Annotated in this window: 14 protein-coding genes; 9 read left to right on the forward strand and 5 right to left on the reverse strand. The window is 61.4% G+C overall.

Going from position 1 to position 15752, the window contains the following annotated elements; genetic code table 11:
- Positions 1-4: 4 nt before the first annotated feature.
- Positions 5-1039 carry a TAXI family TRAP transporter solute-binding subunit gene (locus ABTW55_RS21520; RefSeq protein WP_033638131.1) on the reverse strand — a complete coding sequence of 345 codons (1035 nt, stop codon included), beginning with the start codon at positions 1037-1039 and terminating at the stop codon, positions 5-7.
- 185 nt (positions 1040-1224) lie between these two features.
- Entirely contained in the window at positions 1225-2040 is an 816-nt protein-coding gene (gene metQ, locus ABTW55_RS21525) for a methionine ABC transporter substrate-binding lipoprotein MetQ (RefSeq protein ID WP_033638132.1), read from the reverse strand.
- A 236-nt stretch (positions 2041-2276) separates the two neighbouring features.
- Here metQ and ABTW55_RS21530 point away from each other — a divergent pair, with 236 nt between their 5' ends.
- Positions 2277-2795 (forward strand): hypothetical protein, encoded by a 519-nt coding sequence (locus ABTW55_RS21530; RefSeq protein ID WP_033638133.1) that lies wholly within the window; start codon positions 2277-2279, stop codon positions 2793-2795.
- 147 nt (positions 2796-2942) lie between these two features.
- Positions 2943-3368 carry a universal stress protein gene (locus ABTW55_RS21535; RefSeq protein WP_060420647.1) on the forward strand — a complete coding sequence of 142 codons (426 nt, stop codon included), beginning with the start codon at positions 2943-2945 and terminating at the stop codon, positions 3366-3368.
- 43 nt (positions 3369-3411) lie between these two features.
- Here ABTW55_RS21535 and ygjK read toward each other — a convergent pair whose 3' ends face one another.
- Both ygjK and ygjJ read right to left on the reverse strand, forming a co-directional pair.
- Positions 3412-5787: an alpha-glucosidase gene (gene ygjK / locus ABTW55_RS21540; protein ID WP_080431127.1), complete on the reverse strand. Its 2376-nt coding sequence runs from the start codon at positions 5785-5787 to the stop codon at positions 3412-3414.
- Between the two features lie 17 nt (positions 5788-5804).
- Positions 5805-6875: a protein YgjJ gene (gene ygjJ, locus ABTW55_RS21545; protein ID WP_047568003.1), complete on the reverse strand. Its 1071-nt coding sequence runs from the start codon at positions 6873-6875 to the stop codon at positions 5805-5807.
- 337 nt (positions 6876-7212) lie between these two features.
- On the opposite strand from ygjJ, the gene ebgR reads away from it, so the two are divergent.
- The 7 genes from ebgR to ABTW55_RS21580 all read left to right on the forward strand — a co-directional run bounded on the left by ebgR (position 7213) and on the right by ABTW55_RS21580 (position 14839).
- Positions 7213-8193, forward strand: coding sequence for a transcriptional regulator EbgR (gene ebgR / locus ABTW55_RS21550; protein ID WP_033646411.1), 981 nt, complete (start codon positions 7213-7215; stop codon positions 8191-8193).
- 166 nt (positions 8194-8359) lie between these two features.
- Positions 8360-11449, forward strand: a complete 3090-nt coding sequence (gene ebgA / locus ABTW55_RS21555) for a beta-galactosidase subunit alpha (protein ID WP_060420650.1) — start codon at positions 8360-8362, stop codon at positions 11447-11449.
- Entirely contained in the window at positions 11446-11898 is a 453-nt protein-coding gene (locus tag ABTW55_RS21560) for a beta-galactosidase subunit beta (RefSeq protein ID WP_060420653.1), read from the forward strand. The genes ebgA and ABTW55_RS21560 overlap by 4 nt, the downstream gene beginning before the upstream one ends.
- A 58-nt stretch (positions 11899-11956) precedes the next feature.
- The gene (locus ABTW55_RS21565) at positions 11957-13459 is read left to right on the forward strand and encodes an amino acid permease (RefSeq protein WP_060420656.1); all 1503 of its coding nucleotides are present in this window, start codon (positions 11957-11959) and stop codon (positions 13457-13459) included.
- 102 nt (positions 13460-13561) lie between these two features.
- Complete coding sequence (locus ABTW55_RS21570; RefSeq protein ID WP_033646407.1) at positions 13562-13876, forward strand: helix-turn-helix transcriptional regulator; 315 nt, start codon at positions 13562-13564, stop codon at positions 13874-13876.
- Positions 13873-14202: an SRPBCC domain-containing protein gene (locus ABTW55_RS21575; RefSeq protein ID WP_033646406.1), complete on the forward strand. Its 330-nt coding sequence runs from the start codon at positions 13873-13875 to the stop codon at positions 14200-14202. The genes ABTW55_RS21570 and ABTW55_RS21575 overlap by 4 nt, the downstream gene beginning before the upstream one ends.
- Before the next feature lie 43 nt (positions 14203-14245).
- Positions 14246-14839, forward strand: coding sequence for an ATP-dependent Clp protease proteolytic subunit (locus ABTW55_RS21580; protein ID WP_033638144.1), 594 nt, complete (start codon positions 14246-14248; stop codon positions 14837-14839).
- 5 nt (positions 14840-14844) lie between these two features.
- Here ABTW55_RS21580 and ABTW55_RS21585 read toward each other — a convergent pair whose 3' ends face one another.
- Complete coding sequence (locus ABTW55_RS21585; RefSeq protein ID WP_060420659.1) at positions 14845-15711, reverse strand: hypothetical protein; 867 nt, start codon at positions 15709-15711, stop codon at positions 14845-14847.
- Between the last annotated feature and the right edge of the window lie 41 nt (positions 15712-15752).

Here is a 15752-nt window from a genome sequence, read left to right on the forward strand (position 1 = left end):
TGGGTTAGGGGTTGGCGGCCAGCGCGGCGGCTTCCGGCGGGATCAGATAATCGGGTATCTCGACGCCGGCTTCGCGGTAGTAGCGATAGGCGCCGAGGTGCAGCGGCACGGAAACGCCTTTCAGCGCATTCTCCAGCGAGATGTATTTGGCCGAGCTGTGCACCTGGTGCACTTCCGGCAGGTTCTCGAACATCGTTTTGGTCAGGTCGTACACCAGCTTTTCATCGAGCCGGCTGAGGGCCACCAGAATATTGGGCTGCGCGATGGTGGCGACCGCTTTGGGCTGGCGCGGGTAGGTCTCCGCCTTGATGTCGAAGCGGAACCAGGAGTTGGCGATGGCGTTGATGCTGGCCAGCTGTTCGTCGGTGACTTCCAGGATGCGTGCCGGCACGCCGCTGGCATACATGTCGGTGACGGCGGCGGCCGGCACCCCGGCGGGCAGGGCGCCGCCGTCCAGGCGCCCGTCGCGCATCGCGGAAACCGTGTCGCCGTAGCCGAGGTATTCCGCCGACAGCGACTTCTTGGTCAGGTTGACGCCCTGTAGGATGATCATCGTCGACTGTTCGGTGCCGCTGGCCTGCGGCCCGACGGAAAAGCGCGTGCCGGCGATATCGTTCAGCGTGCCGTCTTTGACCCGGCTTTCCAGCATTACGAAGTGTTCGACGTTGGGCCACAGCATGGAGATGGAGCGCAGATCGCCGTAGGCGCGGCCGTCGAAGTTGCGCACGCCCTGATAGGCTTCGACGGCGATCAGGCTCTGCAAAATCGCCAGCTGCGCCTCGTCTTTTTGCAGCAGATCGATATTCTCGATCGAACCGGCGGAGGATTGGCCGGTGACCTGTATCCCCTGGCGTTTCAGCCGGTTGCTCCAGACGTTGGCCAACCCGACGCCCATCGGGTAGTAGGTGCCGCCGGTGGAGGCGGTGGCGACGGAGAGGAAGGTTTTATCGGCGTTTTCCGCTTTACCGGCGATGGCCAGCAACGCGGCGCCGACCACGGCGCAGGTAACAAGCAACGCTTTGATTTTTCTATTTTTCATTATTTTCCCCAGCGGTTTTTTGAAACAAATAGAAAACATTTACGCAAACTTGTATACAACATGGCAGCTTTATTCACCTAAAGCGCCGTGCTTGATTTGTGATCTGAGTGGGCGAAAATTGAACGGCGCGGCGGAGGGCGGAAATGAAAAACCCGTGGCGGGCGCCACGGGCATGCGGGGGAGGGTTACCAGCCTTTGACGGCGTCGCCCTTGTAGATGTCGGCGGCGCTGGCCGCCACTTCGTCGGTCTGATAGGCCTTGACCAGATCCTTCACTTTCTCGCTGTCTTTGTTGTCGATGCGGCTGGCGAAAATGTTGACGTACGGGGAGTTTTTGTCTTCGACAAACAGCCCGTCCTTGGCCGGCGACAGGCCTATCTGGCTGGAATAGTTGGTGTTGATGATCGCCAGCGTCACTTTCTGATCGTCCAGCGCGCGCGGCAGCTGCGGCGCTTCAATCTCGACGATCTTCAGCTTTTTCGGGTTGCCGACGATGTCCAGCGCGGTCGGCAGCAGGCCGACGCCGTCTTTCAGAGTGATCAGCCCCTGTTTTTGCAACAGCAGCAGCGAGCGGCCCAGATTGGTCGGATCGTTCGGCACCGCCACCTGCGCGCCGTCCGGCAGCTGGCTGAGTGCGGTTATCTTCTTCGAATAGCCGGCGATCGGGTAGACGAAGGTGTTGCCCACAGCCGCCAGCTTGTAGCCGCGTTCCTGCATCTGCTTGTCGAGATACGGCTTGTGCTGGAAGGCGTTGACGTCCAGATCGCCGTTATTCAGCGCTTCGTTTGGCAGCACGTAGTCGTTGAAGGTCACCACCTCCACGTCCAGATCGTATTTCTGCTTGGCGACCTTTTGCACCACCGCCCACAGCGACTGATCGATGCCGGCGCTGATGCCGACCTTGATGTGGTGATCGTCCTGTGCGGTTGGGCCACAGGCGGTCAGCAGCAGCGTGCCGGCGGCGGCCAGCGCCAGGGTGAGGTTTTTCAGCGTAAATGTCATTTTCCCAGGGTCCTTGTCAACATTGCCTGCTAATTTTGGCTGGCAGAATAGTGGCAGTGACTGTAGGTAATCGCTGGGATAAAACAAAATACTGATTCACTATGACTCATAGCGATTAGCTATGAGCGGCCGCCGCCTGGCGCGGTGCGGATTGTTTTGACGGCGAATCGGCGGGCTTATTATGATAGCCGTTGGCCCGCGAGGGCAGACTGGGTACTGAAACGAAGGAAAAAACAATGCGATTGAACACTTGGAGCAAGGCGCTGCTGCCGCTGGTGGTGTTGGCCTGCGTCTCGGCGACTCAGGTTCGGGCGGCGGAGAGCGATACCGGGCCGATCCCCAAACAGCTGCTGGGCAACTGGCGCGTCAGTAAAATTGTGCCGACTCAGACCACCGGCTGCTGGGATCAACAGCAGGCGCAGAGCCTGATCGGCGGTAAAATCAGCTATAAGGCGGATGCGTTCAGCTGGAACGGCACGGCGCTGAAAAGCGAAGGTGCCACCGTCAGCACCGTAGAAGCGCAGGAGTTCGTCGAGGACAATTCCGGCAGCAGTTCCTACATCGATTTCCCGATGCTGGGCATCAGCACGCCGTCGGTCGAGCGCGTGGCCATTCAGCACGCGGATACCGTCATCAAAGGCATCACCGATCAGGGCACCGATGGGGTGCCCGGCGATAACGTGCTGGTGAAAGACGCCAACACGCTGATCCTGTCGCTGTGCAACGTCTGGTTTGAGGCGCAGCGCGAAAAGTAATCTCTCCCTTCCGCCCCGGCAACGGGGCTTCCCCGCCGTTATCTCTCCCGCCGCGCGCGCCGTTTCTGAACTAAAATTAACCATAACGATATGACTCTGACGTGATATCGAAGCCTCGGCTCTACCGAGTCCATGACAGGAGGCGCTATGTGTTACCACCATATTGTCATCGCCACCGATCTGAGCGATGACGGCAAACGATTGGTCGAAAAGGGGGCGCTGTTAGCGGAGGCGCTGAAGGCCAAACTCTCGCTGATCTATGTGGACGTCCACTACGACACTTACCATGCGGCGATCGGCTTTTCGGAGCATAGCTATGAGGGCTCGTCGTTCGAAGAGAAGATCCGCAAAGAGCTGGAACCCACCACGCAAAACGTCAATTACCCGATCGCGGAGGTGATTATCGGGCGCGGCGGCTTTGTTGACGAACTGCGCACGGCAGTGGTGGACAAGAATATCGATCTGCTGGTGTTTGGCCACCACCACGATTTGTGGAGCAACCTGTTTTCTTCCACCCGCAACGCCATCAACCAGCTGAATATCGACGTGCTGGTGATCCCGATCCGCTCATAAACGCGGGCCACCGCCGGGCAACGATGGCGGTGGCCGCTGCGGCTTATTGCGTGAAGAAGTCGTTATACAGCATGTACAGGTGCGCCGCGCTCCAGGAGAAGTTCGGCGCGCCTTGTTGCTTGCCGGTGAGCGGGTTGTAGTTCTCGCGGATCGGCCCGTCGGCGACCAGGCCGTCGGCGTGGCGGAAGAAAGCCTGCGCCATCTCCACCGCATCGTCGCGATAGCCGTAGCGTTCCATGCCTTTGAGGCCGAAATACAACTGATCGACCCACACGCGGCCGCGCCAGTAGATGTCCGCGCCGAACGCCGGATTGGTCAGCGCCGCGGTACCGAGCGGCACGTAGGTATTGAACTCGCGCGGATCCTTCATCACCCTGACCACCGCATCGGCGTGCGGCTGGCTGGCGGCGCCGTTGAACAGCGGCGACCAGCCTTCCGGCCCTTTGCCGCGTTCGACGATCGGTTTGCCGGCGCAGCCGTTGGCCAGTGGCCGCTTTTCGATGCGGATGTCATAGAAGAAACCGCTGTGCTTGTCGAACATGCAGGTGTTGATGTAGGCCGCCAGCCGGTCGGCTTTGGCGCGGAAGGCGGCGGCCTCGGCGCCGTGGCCGAGAATATCGGCCATCTCCGCCAGATAGCGGTTGTCGCTGTACATGTAGCTGGCCTGATCCACCGATTCCTGCAGCAGCGAGTAGCCGAGTAGCGTGCCGTCCGGCGCGCGGTTTTCGGCGAATTTCACCTGCCAGTCTTCGCGTTTGCCGCCCTGCGCCAGGTAGCGCGCCAATTGATCCGGATCGATAAAGCCGAATACCGCCGCGTCGTCGCGGCCCGACTCCCAGGAGGCGGCGGTCTGCGCCGGGATCTCGATGCTGTCGTACTGCCCCTCGCGCACGATGCGATCGTAATTGTCGAGGCCGGCCAGCGTTTGCTCGCGCTGCCCGCGCTTGACGGTGAACAACATGCGTCCGTCGGGGGTATTGTGCGCTTTGTCGCGGGTGGCGCCGTACTCCGGCACGCCGTTGCCGTTGTGGTCACGGTTGCGCAGCCACCAGTCATGGTAGGCCACCAGCTTCGGGTACATCTCCGCCAGCCAGCCCTTATCGCCGGTGACGCGATACACCTCCATCACCGCCCAGGCCGCCAGGCTCGGCTTGGTGTTGCGCTCGTTCCAGTTACCGCCGTCGCCGCCGCGCTCCGGGCTTGGGTTGTAGGCGATAAGATCTGGCAGGAAACCGGCGTCCCACGGGCGCAGGGCATCACCCGGCCGGATCTGGAAGGCGAACACCGCGCGGATGTTGTCCTTGGCCACGTCCGGGTTGAAGTGCGCCATGGCGTAGGCCTGTTTCCAGGTGTCCCACGGCCAGGTCTGGTTGCCGGAGAACCAGCGTCCGGTCACCGAGGGGGTGACCGAGTCGAACTTCATCGCCCCGGCGGCACCGCGCCAGTTGCCGTTCAGCGTTTCCATCGCTTTGACCGCCACGCGGGTTTGTTCCGCCGTGGCGTGCGGGTTGCTGAGCCCTGTGGCGAGATAGCGTTCCCAACGCTGGGCCGACGCGGCCATATAGCGCTGCGGGTGAGCGAGGATGTCGGCGATGGCGCGTTGTTCGCGCCGCGCTTCTTCGGCGGTAAGCAGGTGCGAGTAGGTGGTGTACAGGGTGGTGGAGCCGGCGATGCGCGCCGTGGCGCGGAAGCGATGGCCGTCGACCGTGGTGCGCTGCGGCAGCGATTTGTGGATCTGATACTCGGACTGGCCGGAGGTCATCAGCTGCGACGGCGCGCGCACTTTGCCGAAGGTGACGCGCAGGCCGTCAGCCGTTGGCACAATGCGGCGCGTGTAGTCAGGAAATGCCTGCGCGAGGGTCGCCGGCGGCTGCGGCTTCTGCTCTTTGGCCGCGTAGCGTTCCAGCAATTCACCGTCCCACACCAGCTCCAGCGGCGTGTCGGTCAGGATTTGGGTTTCCAGCAGCGAGGTGCGCGCGCCAGCGAAGCGCAGCGTCAGGTTGACGGTTACGCCCGGCGCGCTGAGCCGCTGCACCAGCGCGCCGGGCAGGCTGTAGGCCGTCATGGTGAAATGCACCGGCTTACCGTCTCGATAGACGCTGAGCCGATCGAAATTGTTGGCCATAAAGTTGATGTACTCTTCGGTCAGCAGCGCCGGGCCGGGGAAACCGCCCATGCCTTCCGGCCCGCTCGGCAACAGGTGGCCGTGCCAGGCGCCGAGATCGAAGAACGGATTGAAGCGCTGGTGATCGTCGAAATCATAATCGAGCATAAAGTGCGGCGCGCCGCGGCGGTCGATGACGTTTTTATAGCGCTCGGCCAACGGGGCGTCGGCGTCGGGCGTTTTCGGCGCGCAGCCCGTCAGCGTCAGCGCGAGGGTGAGGGCAGCGGCCAGCGGGGTCAGGGGAGTCATGTTCATCGTAGGAGCCTCAACGGTTACCAATAGAAATATTGCATCAGGAACACCGAGTTGCTGGCGCCGGTGCTGTCGTTGCGCATGAAGAATTTGCTGTCCAGCGCGGTGGCCAGCTTGCCGCCGGCGTATTCATACCAGACGCCGAACTGGGCGTATGAGGTGGCGGTATCTGCCGCATTATCAAACCGGTGGCGGGCGTAGCTGTAGGCGGTGGAGAGATACAGCCCTTTGGCAGTTTCCGTCATCGCGCTGAGCATCAGGCCCGACTCGCTGCCGGGATGGCCGCCGCTGTCGCCTTTGCCGGTGTGGTGCCAGACGCGGCCGGCCAGGTGTTGGCCGCGCAGCCCCAGCAAAAACAGCTGCCCCAGGCCGTCGGTCACTTCCAGGCCGTTCAGCAGCGTCAGATTGTCCTGCAGGTCGTACTGGGTGTAGCCGTTGATCATCGCCCGATAGGTGTACTTGTCGGAATAGCGATCGTATTTGCCGAAGTGCAGCAGCGCCTTGCTCTCGTCAATGCGGCTTTCCGGCGCCGCCGTCACGCTGTAGCGAAAGCGCCCGGTCAGGTTTTGCAGCTTGGCGGCGTAGCTGAGATCGCGGGTGTTGGGGATCACGTAGCCGTATTCCGGCGTGAAGTCGCCCCACCATTGCAGGTCGTCGAGCGACGAGTCGTTGCGCACGCTGAGCATCATCTCGGTGCCGTCGTCGGTGCGGTAACCGCCGTAAAAGCGGTTCAACCCGCCCTCGAAGCCGCCCCAGCCATGGCCCGGCGTCCAGGCGTGGCCCTGGCTGTCCGCCTGCACGGTCCAGCCTTCGCCGTAAATCAGGCCGAACCAGTGGCCCCGTTTGATCTCCAGGCCGCCTTCGATATAGGTGCCGTCGCTGTATTTATGTTGATGTTCGCCGTTCAAATAGACGCTGCCGCCGATGCCGAGCTCGCCGTAAAAACGCAGGGCGGTCGCGGCGCTATCGGGTAGCGGCGGCGGTGGGAGCTGATTGCGCTCCGCCGGGGTCACCGGTTCCTGCGCCGCCCAGGCGGGCGCGTTAACGAGCAGCAACAAGGGCAACAGGGCGTGATGGCTTAGTGGTTTCATGGGGCATAGGCCTGATGTTGGATGGATCGGAACGTCAGCCGAGCGGCGGCTCACGCGAGGTCGCTCCCGGCTCCCTGGGAGAAGAGAAAAAGTCCGCCTTCACGGGGCGGTAAACGGCAGGTATATTAGTAAAATTTTTAGTAAAAAATATGCTTTAATCAGTAAATCGTTAACTTGATCACAGCGGGCGAAATGGGTATCTTTCGCTGCAGGCGCCCGGCAACGGCTGGCATGAGCGTGTTCTGGCCCGGTCTGGGAAGGAGAGGAGGCGGGCGGCGCTGTACGCCGCATCGCTATCCGATTAAGCTACCGTTTTTCGTCTGTGCATTGGGACTCTATGGCCACACTGAAGGAAATTGCTGAAGCCGCTAATGTGTCCGTCGCCACCGTTTCGCGCGTGTTGAATGACGACCCCACCCTGAGCGTGAAGGCGCAAACCCGCCAGAAGATCCTGGAAGCGGCGGAACGCCTCGAATACAAGATCGCGCCTTCCAAACGGCAAAGCGGGCAACGCCTGCATTTCGCCGCGCTGTTCACCTATACGCAGGGCGTGGAGATCAACGATCCCTATTACCTGGCGATGCGCTACGGCATCGAGACGCAGTGCGAAAAGCTGGGCGTGGCGCTGAGCGCCGGTTACGACTTCAACGGCGACAAGGCGCTGCCGGCGGCCGACGGCCTGCTGGTGATCGGCCGGCCACAGCCCGCGTTGTATGAGCAGCTCAGGCAGCAGGAAACGCCGGTGGTGTTCATCGACGGCGTGGTGGAGGATGAGCGGTTCGACTGCGTCAATGTCGACCTGTACAAGATCAGCCGTAAGGTGATCGACTACTTCATCGGCCGCGGCTATCAGCGCATCGGCTTTATCGGCGGGCGCGACCATCCGGCCGGCATCGACCAGCGCGAGCAGGCGTTCGTCGAGTATGGCCGGCAGCAAAATGTGGTGCGAGCGCAGGACATTTACCACGGCGATTTCAGCAGCCAGTCGGGCTACCAGTGCGCGAAAGCGATGTTGCAGAGCCAGAATGGCTATCCGCCGGCGCTGCTGGTGGCGACCGATTCGATCGCGATCGGCGTGCTGCGCGCGCTGCACGAACACGGCATTCAGGTGCCGGGGCAGATCGCGCTGATCAGCGTCAACGATATTCCCACCGCCCGCTTTATTTTCCCCGCCTTGTCCACGGTGCGCATCCCTTCGGAAACCATGGGCGCACAGGCCGTCAACCTGCTGACGGAGCGGCTGCGCGATGAGCGCGCCGTCCCGCTGTCGATCTTCGTTCCCAGCTCGCTGCAGCTGCGCGACACCACCGTCGCCTGACCGGCCCCCGCCTCGGCGGGGGCGTTGGCGCTCAAAATTAACGTCATGATAAAAAAAGGCCTTTGAGATTTATTGTGATCCTGTCGTCATTTGGTAAATATCAACTGTAGGTTTTACTAAATATTTACTATCGTTTCCGCATTGCACAGGTGTCGGGAGACGTGACGTGAATAATTGGGAAAACATTGAAAAACAGTCGGAGCACCGGTTGGCGCCGCGCGCGAGCTTCTTCAGCTACGCGGACGCCGGGCAGGCGCTGAGCTTCGATCGCAACGCCAGCCGGCGTTTCCAACTGCTGAGCGGCCGCTGGCGCTTTCGCTTCTTCGAGCACCCGGCGCAGGTGCCCGCGGCATTTTACCGAGAGCCGATGAACGACTGGGGCGATATGGCGGTGCCGGGCATGTGGCAGCTGGAAGGGCACGGCCACCTGCAGTACACCGATGAGGGCTTCCCGTTCCCGATCGACGTGCCTTACGTGCCGACCAATAACCCCACTGGCGCCTATCAACGCCACTTTACGCTCGACGCCGGCTGGCAGAATCAGCAAGTGCTGATCAAATTCGACGGCGTGGAAACCTACTTCGAGGTGTACGTCAACGGCGACTATGTCGGCTTCAGCAAGGGCAGCCGACTGTGCGCCGAGTTCGACATCAGCCCCTATGTGCGGCAGGGCGAGAATCTGCTGTCGGTGCGGGTGATGCAGTGGGCCGACTCCACCTACATCGAAGATCAGGACATGTGGTGGATGGCCGGCATTTTCCGCGACGTCTATCTGATCGGCCAGAGCGCTACCCACCTTCACGATCTGACGCTGGTCACCACCTTCGATGAGCGCTATTGCGACGCGCAGTTGGCGATCGATGCCGAGCTGCGCCATCTCGGTGTGCAGGCCGCCGAGGGCTGCCGCCTGCAGGCGCAGCTGTTCGACGGCGATCGCTGCGTGGCGGAGCAGTGGCACGACGATCTGCGCGTCGAGCGGGCGCTGAACTGCCGTTTCGAATTGCCGGTCAGCTGCCCGCAGCAGTGGAATGCGGAAAATCCCTATCTGTATCAGCTGTTGCTCAGCCTGTATGACGGCGCCGGCAACCTGCTGGGCGTGGTGCCGCAGCGGGTGGGGTTCCGCGAGATTGCGGTGCGCGACGGGCTGATGTACGTCAACGGCCGCTATCTCAAGCTGCACGGCGTCAACCGGCACGATCACGATCACCGCAAAGGGCGCGCCGTCGATATGGCGCGGGTGGAGCGCGATATCGTGCTGATGAAGCAGCACAACATCAACTCGGTGCGCACCGCCCATTACCCCAACGATCCGCGCTTTTACGAGCTGTGCGATCTCTATGGCCTGTTTGTGATGGCGGAAACCGATTTGGAGAGCCACGGCTTCGCCAACGTCGGCGATCTGAGCCGCATCACCGACGATCCGCGCTGGGAGCAGGCCTACGTCGAGCGCATCGAACGCCACGTGGCGGCGCAGAAAAATCACCCGTCGATCATTATCTGGTCGCTGGGCAACGAGTCCGGCTACGGCTGCAACATTCGCGCCATGGCCCGGCGCTGCAAGGCGCTCGATCCGACCCGTCTGATCCACTATGAAGAAGATCGCGACGCCGAAGTGACCGACGTGATCAGCACCATGTATTCCCGCGTGGCGATGATGAACGCCTTCGGCGAATACCCGCACCCCAAACCGCGCATCCTGTGCGAATACGCCCACGCGATGGGCAACGGCCCCGGCGGGCTGTTCGAATACCAGTCGGTGTTCAACCGCCACGCCAGTTTGCAGGGGCACTACATCTGGGAGTGGTGCGATCACGGTCTGCTGAGCCACGACGAACAGGGGCGCGAGCGCTACCAGTACGGCGGCGATTACGGCGACTACCCGAACAACTACAACTTCTGCATGGACGGCCTGATCTACCCGGACCAGCGCCCCGGCCCCGGCCTGCGTGAATACCAGCAGGTGCTGTGCCCGGTGGAGGTGACGGCGGAGGAAGGCGCAGGCGACGTGCTGCGGGTGAAAAACCGCTATTGGTTCAGCTCGCTGGCGGACATCACGCTGAAGGTCAGCGTCAAGACCGACGGCCGCCAGGTGGCGAGTTACGAATTCAAGCTGCCGCACCTGCAGCCGGGCGAGAGCGAAGACATGCACCTGCCGGTGTTGGCGCTGGGGCAGGGGGAAACGCTGATCGACGTGGCGGTGCATAAGGACAGCGCCACCCGCTACAGCGAGAGCGGCCAGCGGCTGGGACATTATCAGCATCTGCGCCGGGCGGCGACGCGGCGACCGGCTCCACCACCGGCCGATGCGCCGGTGCTGCAATGCCGCGAGGAAAATCATCGGCTGATCGTCAGCGGCGGCCGGTTCCAGCTGGCGTTCTCGCTGCTGAGGGGCGAACTGCTGTCGTGGCGGGTAGACGATGAAGAAGTGGTGGGGCGCGCGCCGCGCATCACCTTCTTCAAACCGGTGATCGATAACCATAAACAGGAATATGAGGGGATTTGGCTGCCGCATCACTTCCCCATCATGCAGCAGCACTTCCGCCGCCTCAATCGGCAATGGCAGGACGAGGATCTGCTGATCGAGGTACATAGCCTGATCGCGCCGCCGGTGTTCGACTTCGGCATGCGCTGCACCTACCGCTGGCGCATCTCCCCGCAGGGCTACGTCAGCCTGGATCTGGCCGGTGAGCCTTACGGCGATTTTCGCCAGATTATCCCGAAAATCGGCCTCGATTTCGGCATCAGCCGCCGCTTCGAGCAGGTCGAATACTACGGCCGCGGGCCGGGCGAGAACTACCGTGACAGCTGCCGGGCCAACCTGATCGGCCACTACCGGCAGCGCGCCGACGCGCTGTTCGAACACTATCCGTTCCCGCAGGACAACGGCAATCGGCAGGACGTGCGCTGGCTGAGTTTGCAGGACGCGGCGGGCAAGGGGATCTTCATCCAGCCGCGGCGGCCGATCAACTTCAGCCTGTGGCCCTACAGCGCCGAGATGCTGCACCAGGCCCAGCACATCAACGAGCTGGAACCTAGCGACTGCCTGACGCTGAACCTGGACGACCAGATCCTCGGCCTCGGCTCCAACTCCTGGGGCTCCGAAGTGCTGGATACCCACCGGGTCTATCTGGCGCCGTTCAGCTACGGTTTCACGCTGGTGCCGTTCGACGGGCGGCAAACGCAGGGCGCCGCGCTCGCCGGTTATGACTTCGCGCCCGCTCACCACCACCCGCAGTCTGCGGAGGAAAACGCATGATCATTCTCGAATCCCTGGCGGAGTTTCAGCGCATTTATCACAGCGGCAAGAAGTGGCTGCGCTGCATGGAGGCGATCGCCAATGTCGATCGTATCAACCCGAACGTGTGCCATTCGATCGGCGACTCGCTGACGTATCGGCTGAGCGTCGGCGCCGGCCGCCAGCACGGTTGGCTGGAGGGCAACCGCCGCTACTTCGACGTGCACTATTACCTCGAGGGGGAAGAGACCGTCGAGGTTGCCGACAAACGGGCGCTGACGACGGTGGCGCCCTATCAGGACGAAACCGACCGCGAGTTTTTCAGCGGCGAAGGCGAGAGGCGCCGGGTCGGCAAAGGCAACGTGGCGATCTTCGAAAACCACCAGGCTCACCGCTTCACAGAAAGCGGCAAGGTAAAAAAAGTCATTTTAAAAGTGACGGTGGAAGACAGCTATTTTGTTAACAAATAGCGCACTCGCCGATCGATAACAACAAACCGAAGTCCCCTACACCATTCGGAGAATCTCTATGGCTGCGTCGAACAGAAACACCATCGGCAAGTTTGGCCTGCTGTCGATGACGTTTGCGGCAGTGTTCAGTTTCAACAACGTGATTAACAACAATATTCAGCTCGGGGTCGCCTCGTCGCCGGTGTTCCTGGTGGCGACCATCATTTACTTCATTCCCTTTTGCCTGATCATCGCCGAGTTCGTCTCGCTCAACCGCAACTCCGAGGCCGGCGTTTATGCCTGGGTGAAAAGCGCGCTCGGCGGGCGCTGGGCGTTTATCACCGCCTACACCTATTGGTTCGTGAACCTGTTCTTCTTCACCGCGCTGCTGCCGCGCGTCATCGCCTACGCTTCTTACGCGTTCCTGGGCTATGACTACGTGTTTACCCCGCTGACCACGGCGATCATCAGCATCTTCCTGTTCGCCTTCTCGACCTGCATTTCCAACAGCGGCGCAAAACTGCTGGGGCCGATGACCTCGGTGACCTCGTCGCTGATGCTGCTGCTGACGTTTTCCTACATCGTTCTGGCGGGCGCGGCGGTGCTGGGCGGCATCGAACCGGCCGACCCGATCAACGTGCAGGCGATGACGCCGAACTTCAACTGGGCGTTCCTCGGCATTACCGCCTGGATCTTCCAGGCGGCGGGCGGGGCGGAGTCCGTGGCGGTGTACGTGAACGATGTGAAAGGCGGCAGCCGCGCCTTCGTGAAGGTGATCATCGTTTCCGGGCTGTTCATCGGCGTGCTGTATTCGGTGTCTTCGCTGCTGATCAACGTGTTCGTCCACCGCGCTGACCTGCATTTCACCGGCGGCACGGTGCAGGTGTTCGAAGGCCTGTCGGCGCACTTCGGCCTGCCGACGGCGCTGATGAACCGCTTTGTCGGCATCGTCTCCTTCACCGCCATGTTCGGCTCGCTGCTGATGTGGACGGCGGCGCCGGTGAAGATTTTCTTCACCGAGATCCCGAAGGGCATTTTCGGCGAGAAAACCATTCGTCTGAACCGGCACGGCGTGCCGACTCGCGCCGCCTGGATCCAGTTCTTCATCGTCATCCCGCTGATGCTGATCCCGACGCTGGGTTCCAGCAGCGTGCAGGATTTGATGAACACGCTGATCAACATGACCGCCGCGGCCTCGATGCTGCCGCCGCTGTTCATCATGTTGGCCTACCTGAATCTGCGCCTGAAGTACGACCGGGTGGCGCGCGATTTCAAAATGGGCTCGCGCCTGCAGGGCATCGCCATCGTCAGCGTGCTGATCGCCATCTTCACCGTCGGCTTCTTCGCCTCGACGTTCCCGACCGGCGCCAGCATCATGACCATCGTGTTCTATAACGTCGGCGGGCTGGTGGTGTTCCTCGGCTACGCCTGGTGGAAGTACAACCGCTACGCGAAAAGCCTGAGCGCCGAGGCGCGCTACCACGAAGACATGCCGTTGGCGCGCCTCGCGCTCGAAGCGCAGGAAGGGGCGCAGGCCGGGCAATCCGCGCTGACCACGCCCGTTTGCAATAAACCGCTGTAATTTCTCCTCTATCGGCTCCGTGCCCCGGCGCGGAGTCTCGCTTTGCGCAAAAATCCTGCCCTGGCGCTTGCATAATACATAAGTGAATACTAATGTATTTGTATGAACGAAAATGACATCTTCAAGGCGCTGGCCGATCCGACTCGCCGCACCATCTTCGACAAGCTCGCCGTCGGCAGCATGAACGCCAGCGCGCTGCGCGAAGGGCTGCCCATCAGCCAGTCCGCGATGTCGCAACACCTGGCGGTGCTGCGCAATGCCGGGCTGGTGCGCGAGACGAAGCAGGGGCGCTTCGTCAATTACCAGGTCGACCCGGAAGGGCTGGCGCAGATCGCCGATTGGCTGGCGAAGTACCGCGCCTGGTGGCCGGCGCGCATCGACGCGTTGCAAACCTTGCTGAAGGATATGGATCAATGAACAAACAGGCTGAGCAGCCGCCGCGCGATCGGCTGATATTGGAGTATTCGCTCGATGCGCCGCCGGAAAAAGTGTGGCGAGCGCTCAGCATTCCCGAGCTGCGCGAGCAGTGGCTGCCTCCGGGGGATTTGGCGCAGGCCGAACCGCTGGCCGCCACGCCGGGCGAAGCGGTGAGCTACCGTCTGCGTGACGACCGGCCGCCGTTCCTTGAAAGCGTGGTGACGCTGCAGATAGTGCCGGACGCCGCTGGCGGCAGCCTGCTGCGGATTATCCACCAGCTCGACGCCGCCAATGACGGTTCGGTGACGATGATGCTCGCCGCCTGACGCGTTAAATTCATTTCCCTTTTGCCAACCCAGGAGTTCACCGATGCGTGAGAAGATGATGCTCGTCCCGATGGTGGTGGAACAGACCAGCCGGGGAGAACGTTCCTTTGATATTTATTCGCGCCTGCTGCGCGACCGGATCGTTTTCCTCAATGGCGAAGTCAACGACGACGTGGCCGAAATGCTGTGCGCCCAACTGCTGTTTCTGGAAGCGGAAAACCCGGAGAAACCGATCCACCTGTACATCAACTCGCCGGGTGGGGTGATCACCAGCGGGCTGGCGATTTACGACACCATGCAGTATATCCGCGCGCCGGTGCATACGCTGTGCATGGGCACCGCGCGCTCGATGGGCTCGTTCCTGCTGATGGCCGGAGAGCCGGGCCACCGCATGGCGCTGCCCAACGCCAGCCTGCACGTGCACCAGCCGCTGGGCGGCTTTCAGGGGCAGGCCTCCGACATCTTGATTCATGCCGAAGAGATGAAACGCACCAAAGACACGGTGATCCGGCTGTACGCCAAACATTGCGGCCTCAGCTACGAAGAGGTGGAGCGGGTGTTGGATCGCGATCGCTTTATGACCGCCGACGAAGCGGCGGCCTGGGGGTTGATCGATCGGGTGCTGCGGGAAAGGTAAACGGCTCAGCGGGGCTCGGTGGCCTGCGGCGTGTGCCAAACCCGTTCAAGCCCGAATTCGACCATCGCGAAATAGAGGCTGAAATAGCGCTCCGCCATGATAAAGAACGAACTGTTGAGTTCGATCACCACGTTATTGGTGGTGGTCAGCAGGCCGGATTTTTCCGCCGCCTGCAGAATGCGATTCACGTGCGCGCGTGAGACGGAGCACGACTTGGCGATTTTCGCCGAGGAGAGCAGCAGAAAGGGGGAATCCTGCCGGATGCTTTCGATATGCAGCATCAGCAGCACCATGTGGCCGGCGTCCTTGCTGATAAACAGCCCGGATTGCGGCACCAGATCGATCAGGTAAATCTCCTTGAGCATCAGCTGCCCGTAGGCGGCGAAAAAGGTGGGCAGAAAGTCGGGCGCCGCCAGCAGCGGCGCGATGGGCATCTGTGGCGCCAGCGCCTGATAGGGCAATGCCATGGAGGCGATCAGCGCCTGGGTTTCCGCCAGCGCGTGCGGCGTAGGCTTATAGCGCAGCTGGCGCTTGTCATATTCACAGGGTTTGACCTCCAGCCGGCGGCCGACCCGCAAAAAGAACAGAAAGGAGTCCAGGGAGTTCTCGCTGATGATGTTCTTCCCTTTAAAAAAGGCTTTGATGTCTTTCAGCCCGGCGGCGGGCTGGTGGTAGTAAATGGACAGGATGGTGGAACAAATGATGAACCGGCTGTTCCTGAAGATGATTTTGTAAAACAGCGGATGCTTCTTGTAGGTCTCCTTCAATAATTCCCCGTGTTTGACGATGGCGGTATGAAATGCCGGTGACTGCCTGATGTTGTTGGCCTGTTTCTCCAGGTGAAACTGTAGCTGGAATCTGCTTAGACTCATTTTTCCCTATTTCCTGTACTTAAAAAAATGTACTGCTTTTT

The sequence above is a fragment of the Serratia sp. SM04 genome, from assembly GCF_040280225.1.
In the GTDB taxonomy this organism is placed as follows: Bacteria; Pseudomonadota; Gammaproteobacteria; order Enterobacterales; family Enterobacteriaceae; genus Serratia; species Serratia sarumanii.

Excerpts from the sequence above, each read along its gene's own strand:
- ABTW55_RS21520 (WP_033638131.1), bottom strand. The coding sequence starts at position 1,039 with ATGAAAAATAGAAAAATCAAAGCGTTGCTTGTTACCTGCGCCGTGGTC.
- metQ (WP_033638132.1), bottom strand. The coding sequence starts at position 2,040 with ATGACATTTACGCTGAAAAACCTCACCCTGGCGCTGGCCGCCGCCGGC.
- ABTW55_RS21530 (WP_033638133.1), top strand. The coding sequence starts at position 2,277 with ATGCGATTGAACACTTGGAGCAAGGCGCTGCTGCCGCTGGTGGTGTTG.
- ABTW55_RS21535 (WP_060420647.1), top strand. The coding sequence starts at position 2,943 with ATGTGTTACCACCATATTGTCATCGCCACCGATCTGAGCGATGACGGC.
- ygjK (WP_080431127.1), bottom strand. The coding sequence starts at position 5,787 with ATGAACATGACTCCCCTGACCCCGCTGGCCGCTGCCCTCACCCTCGCG.
- ygjJ (WP_047568003.1), bottom strand. The coding sequence starts at position 6,875 with ATGAAACCACTAAGCCATCACGCCCTGTTGCCCTTGTTGCTGCTCGTT.
- ebgR (WP_033646411.1), top strand. The coding sequence starts at position 7,213 with ATGGCCACACTGAAGGAAATTGCTGAAGCCGCTAATGTGTCCGTCGCC.
- ABTW55_RS21560 (WP_060420653.1), top strand. The coding sequence starts at position 11,446 with ATGATCATTCTCGAATCCCTGGCGGAGTTTCAGCGCATTTATCACAGC.
- ABTW55_RS21565 (WP_060420656.1), top strand. The coding sequence starts at position 11,957 with ATGGCTGCGTCGAACAGAAACACCATCGGCAAGTTTGGCCTGCTGTCG.
- ABTW55_RS21570 (WP_033646407.1), top strand. The coding sequence starts at position 13,562 with ATGAACGAAAATGACATCTTCAAGGCGCTGGCCGATCCGACTCGCCGC.
- ABTW55_RS21575 (WP_033646406.1), top strand. The coding sequence starts at position 13,873 with ATGAACAAACAGGCTGAGCAGCCGCCGCGCGATCGGCTGATATTGGAG.
- ABTW55_RS21580 (WP_033638144.1), top strand. The coding sequence starts at position 14,246 with ATGCGTGAGAAGATGATGCTCGTCCCGATGGTGGTGGAACAGACCAGC.
- ABTW55_RS21585 (WP_060420659.1), bottom strand. The coding sequence starts at position 15,711 with ATGAGTCTAAGCAGATTCCAGCTACAGTTTCACCTGGAGAAACAGGCC.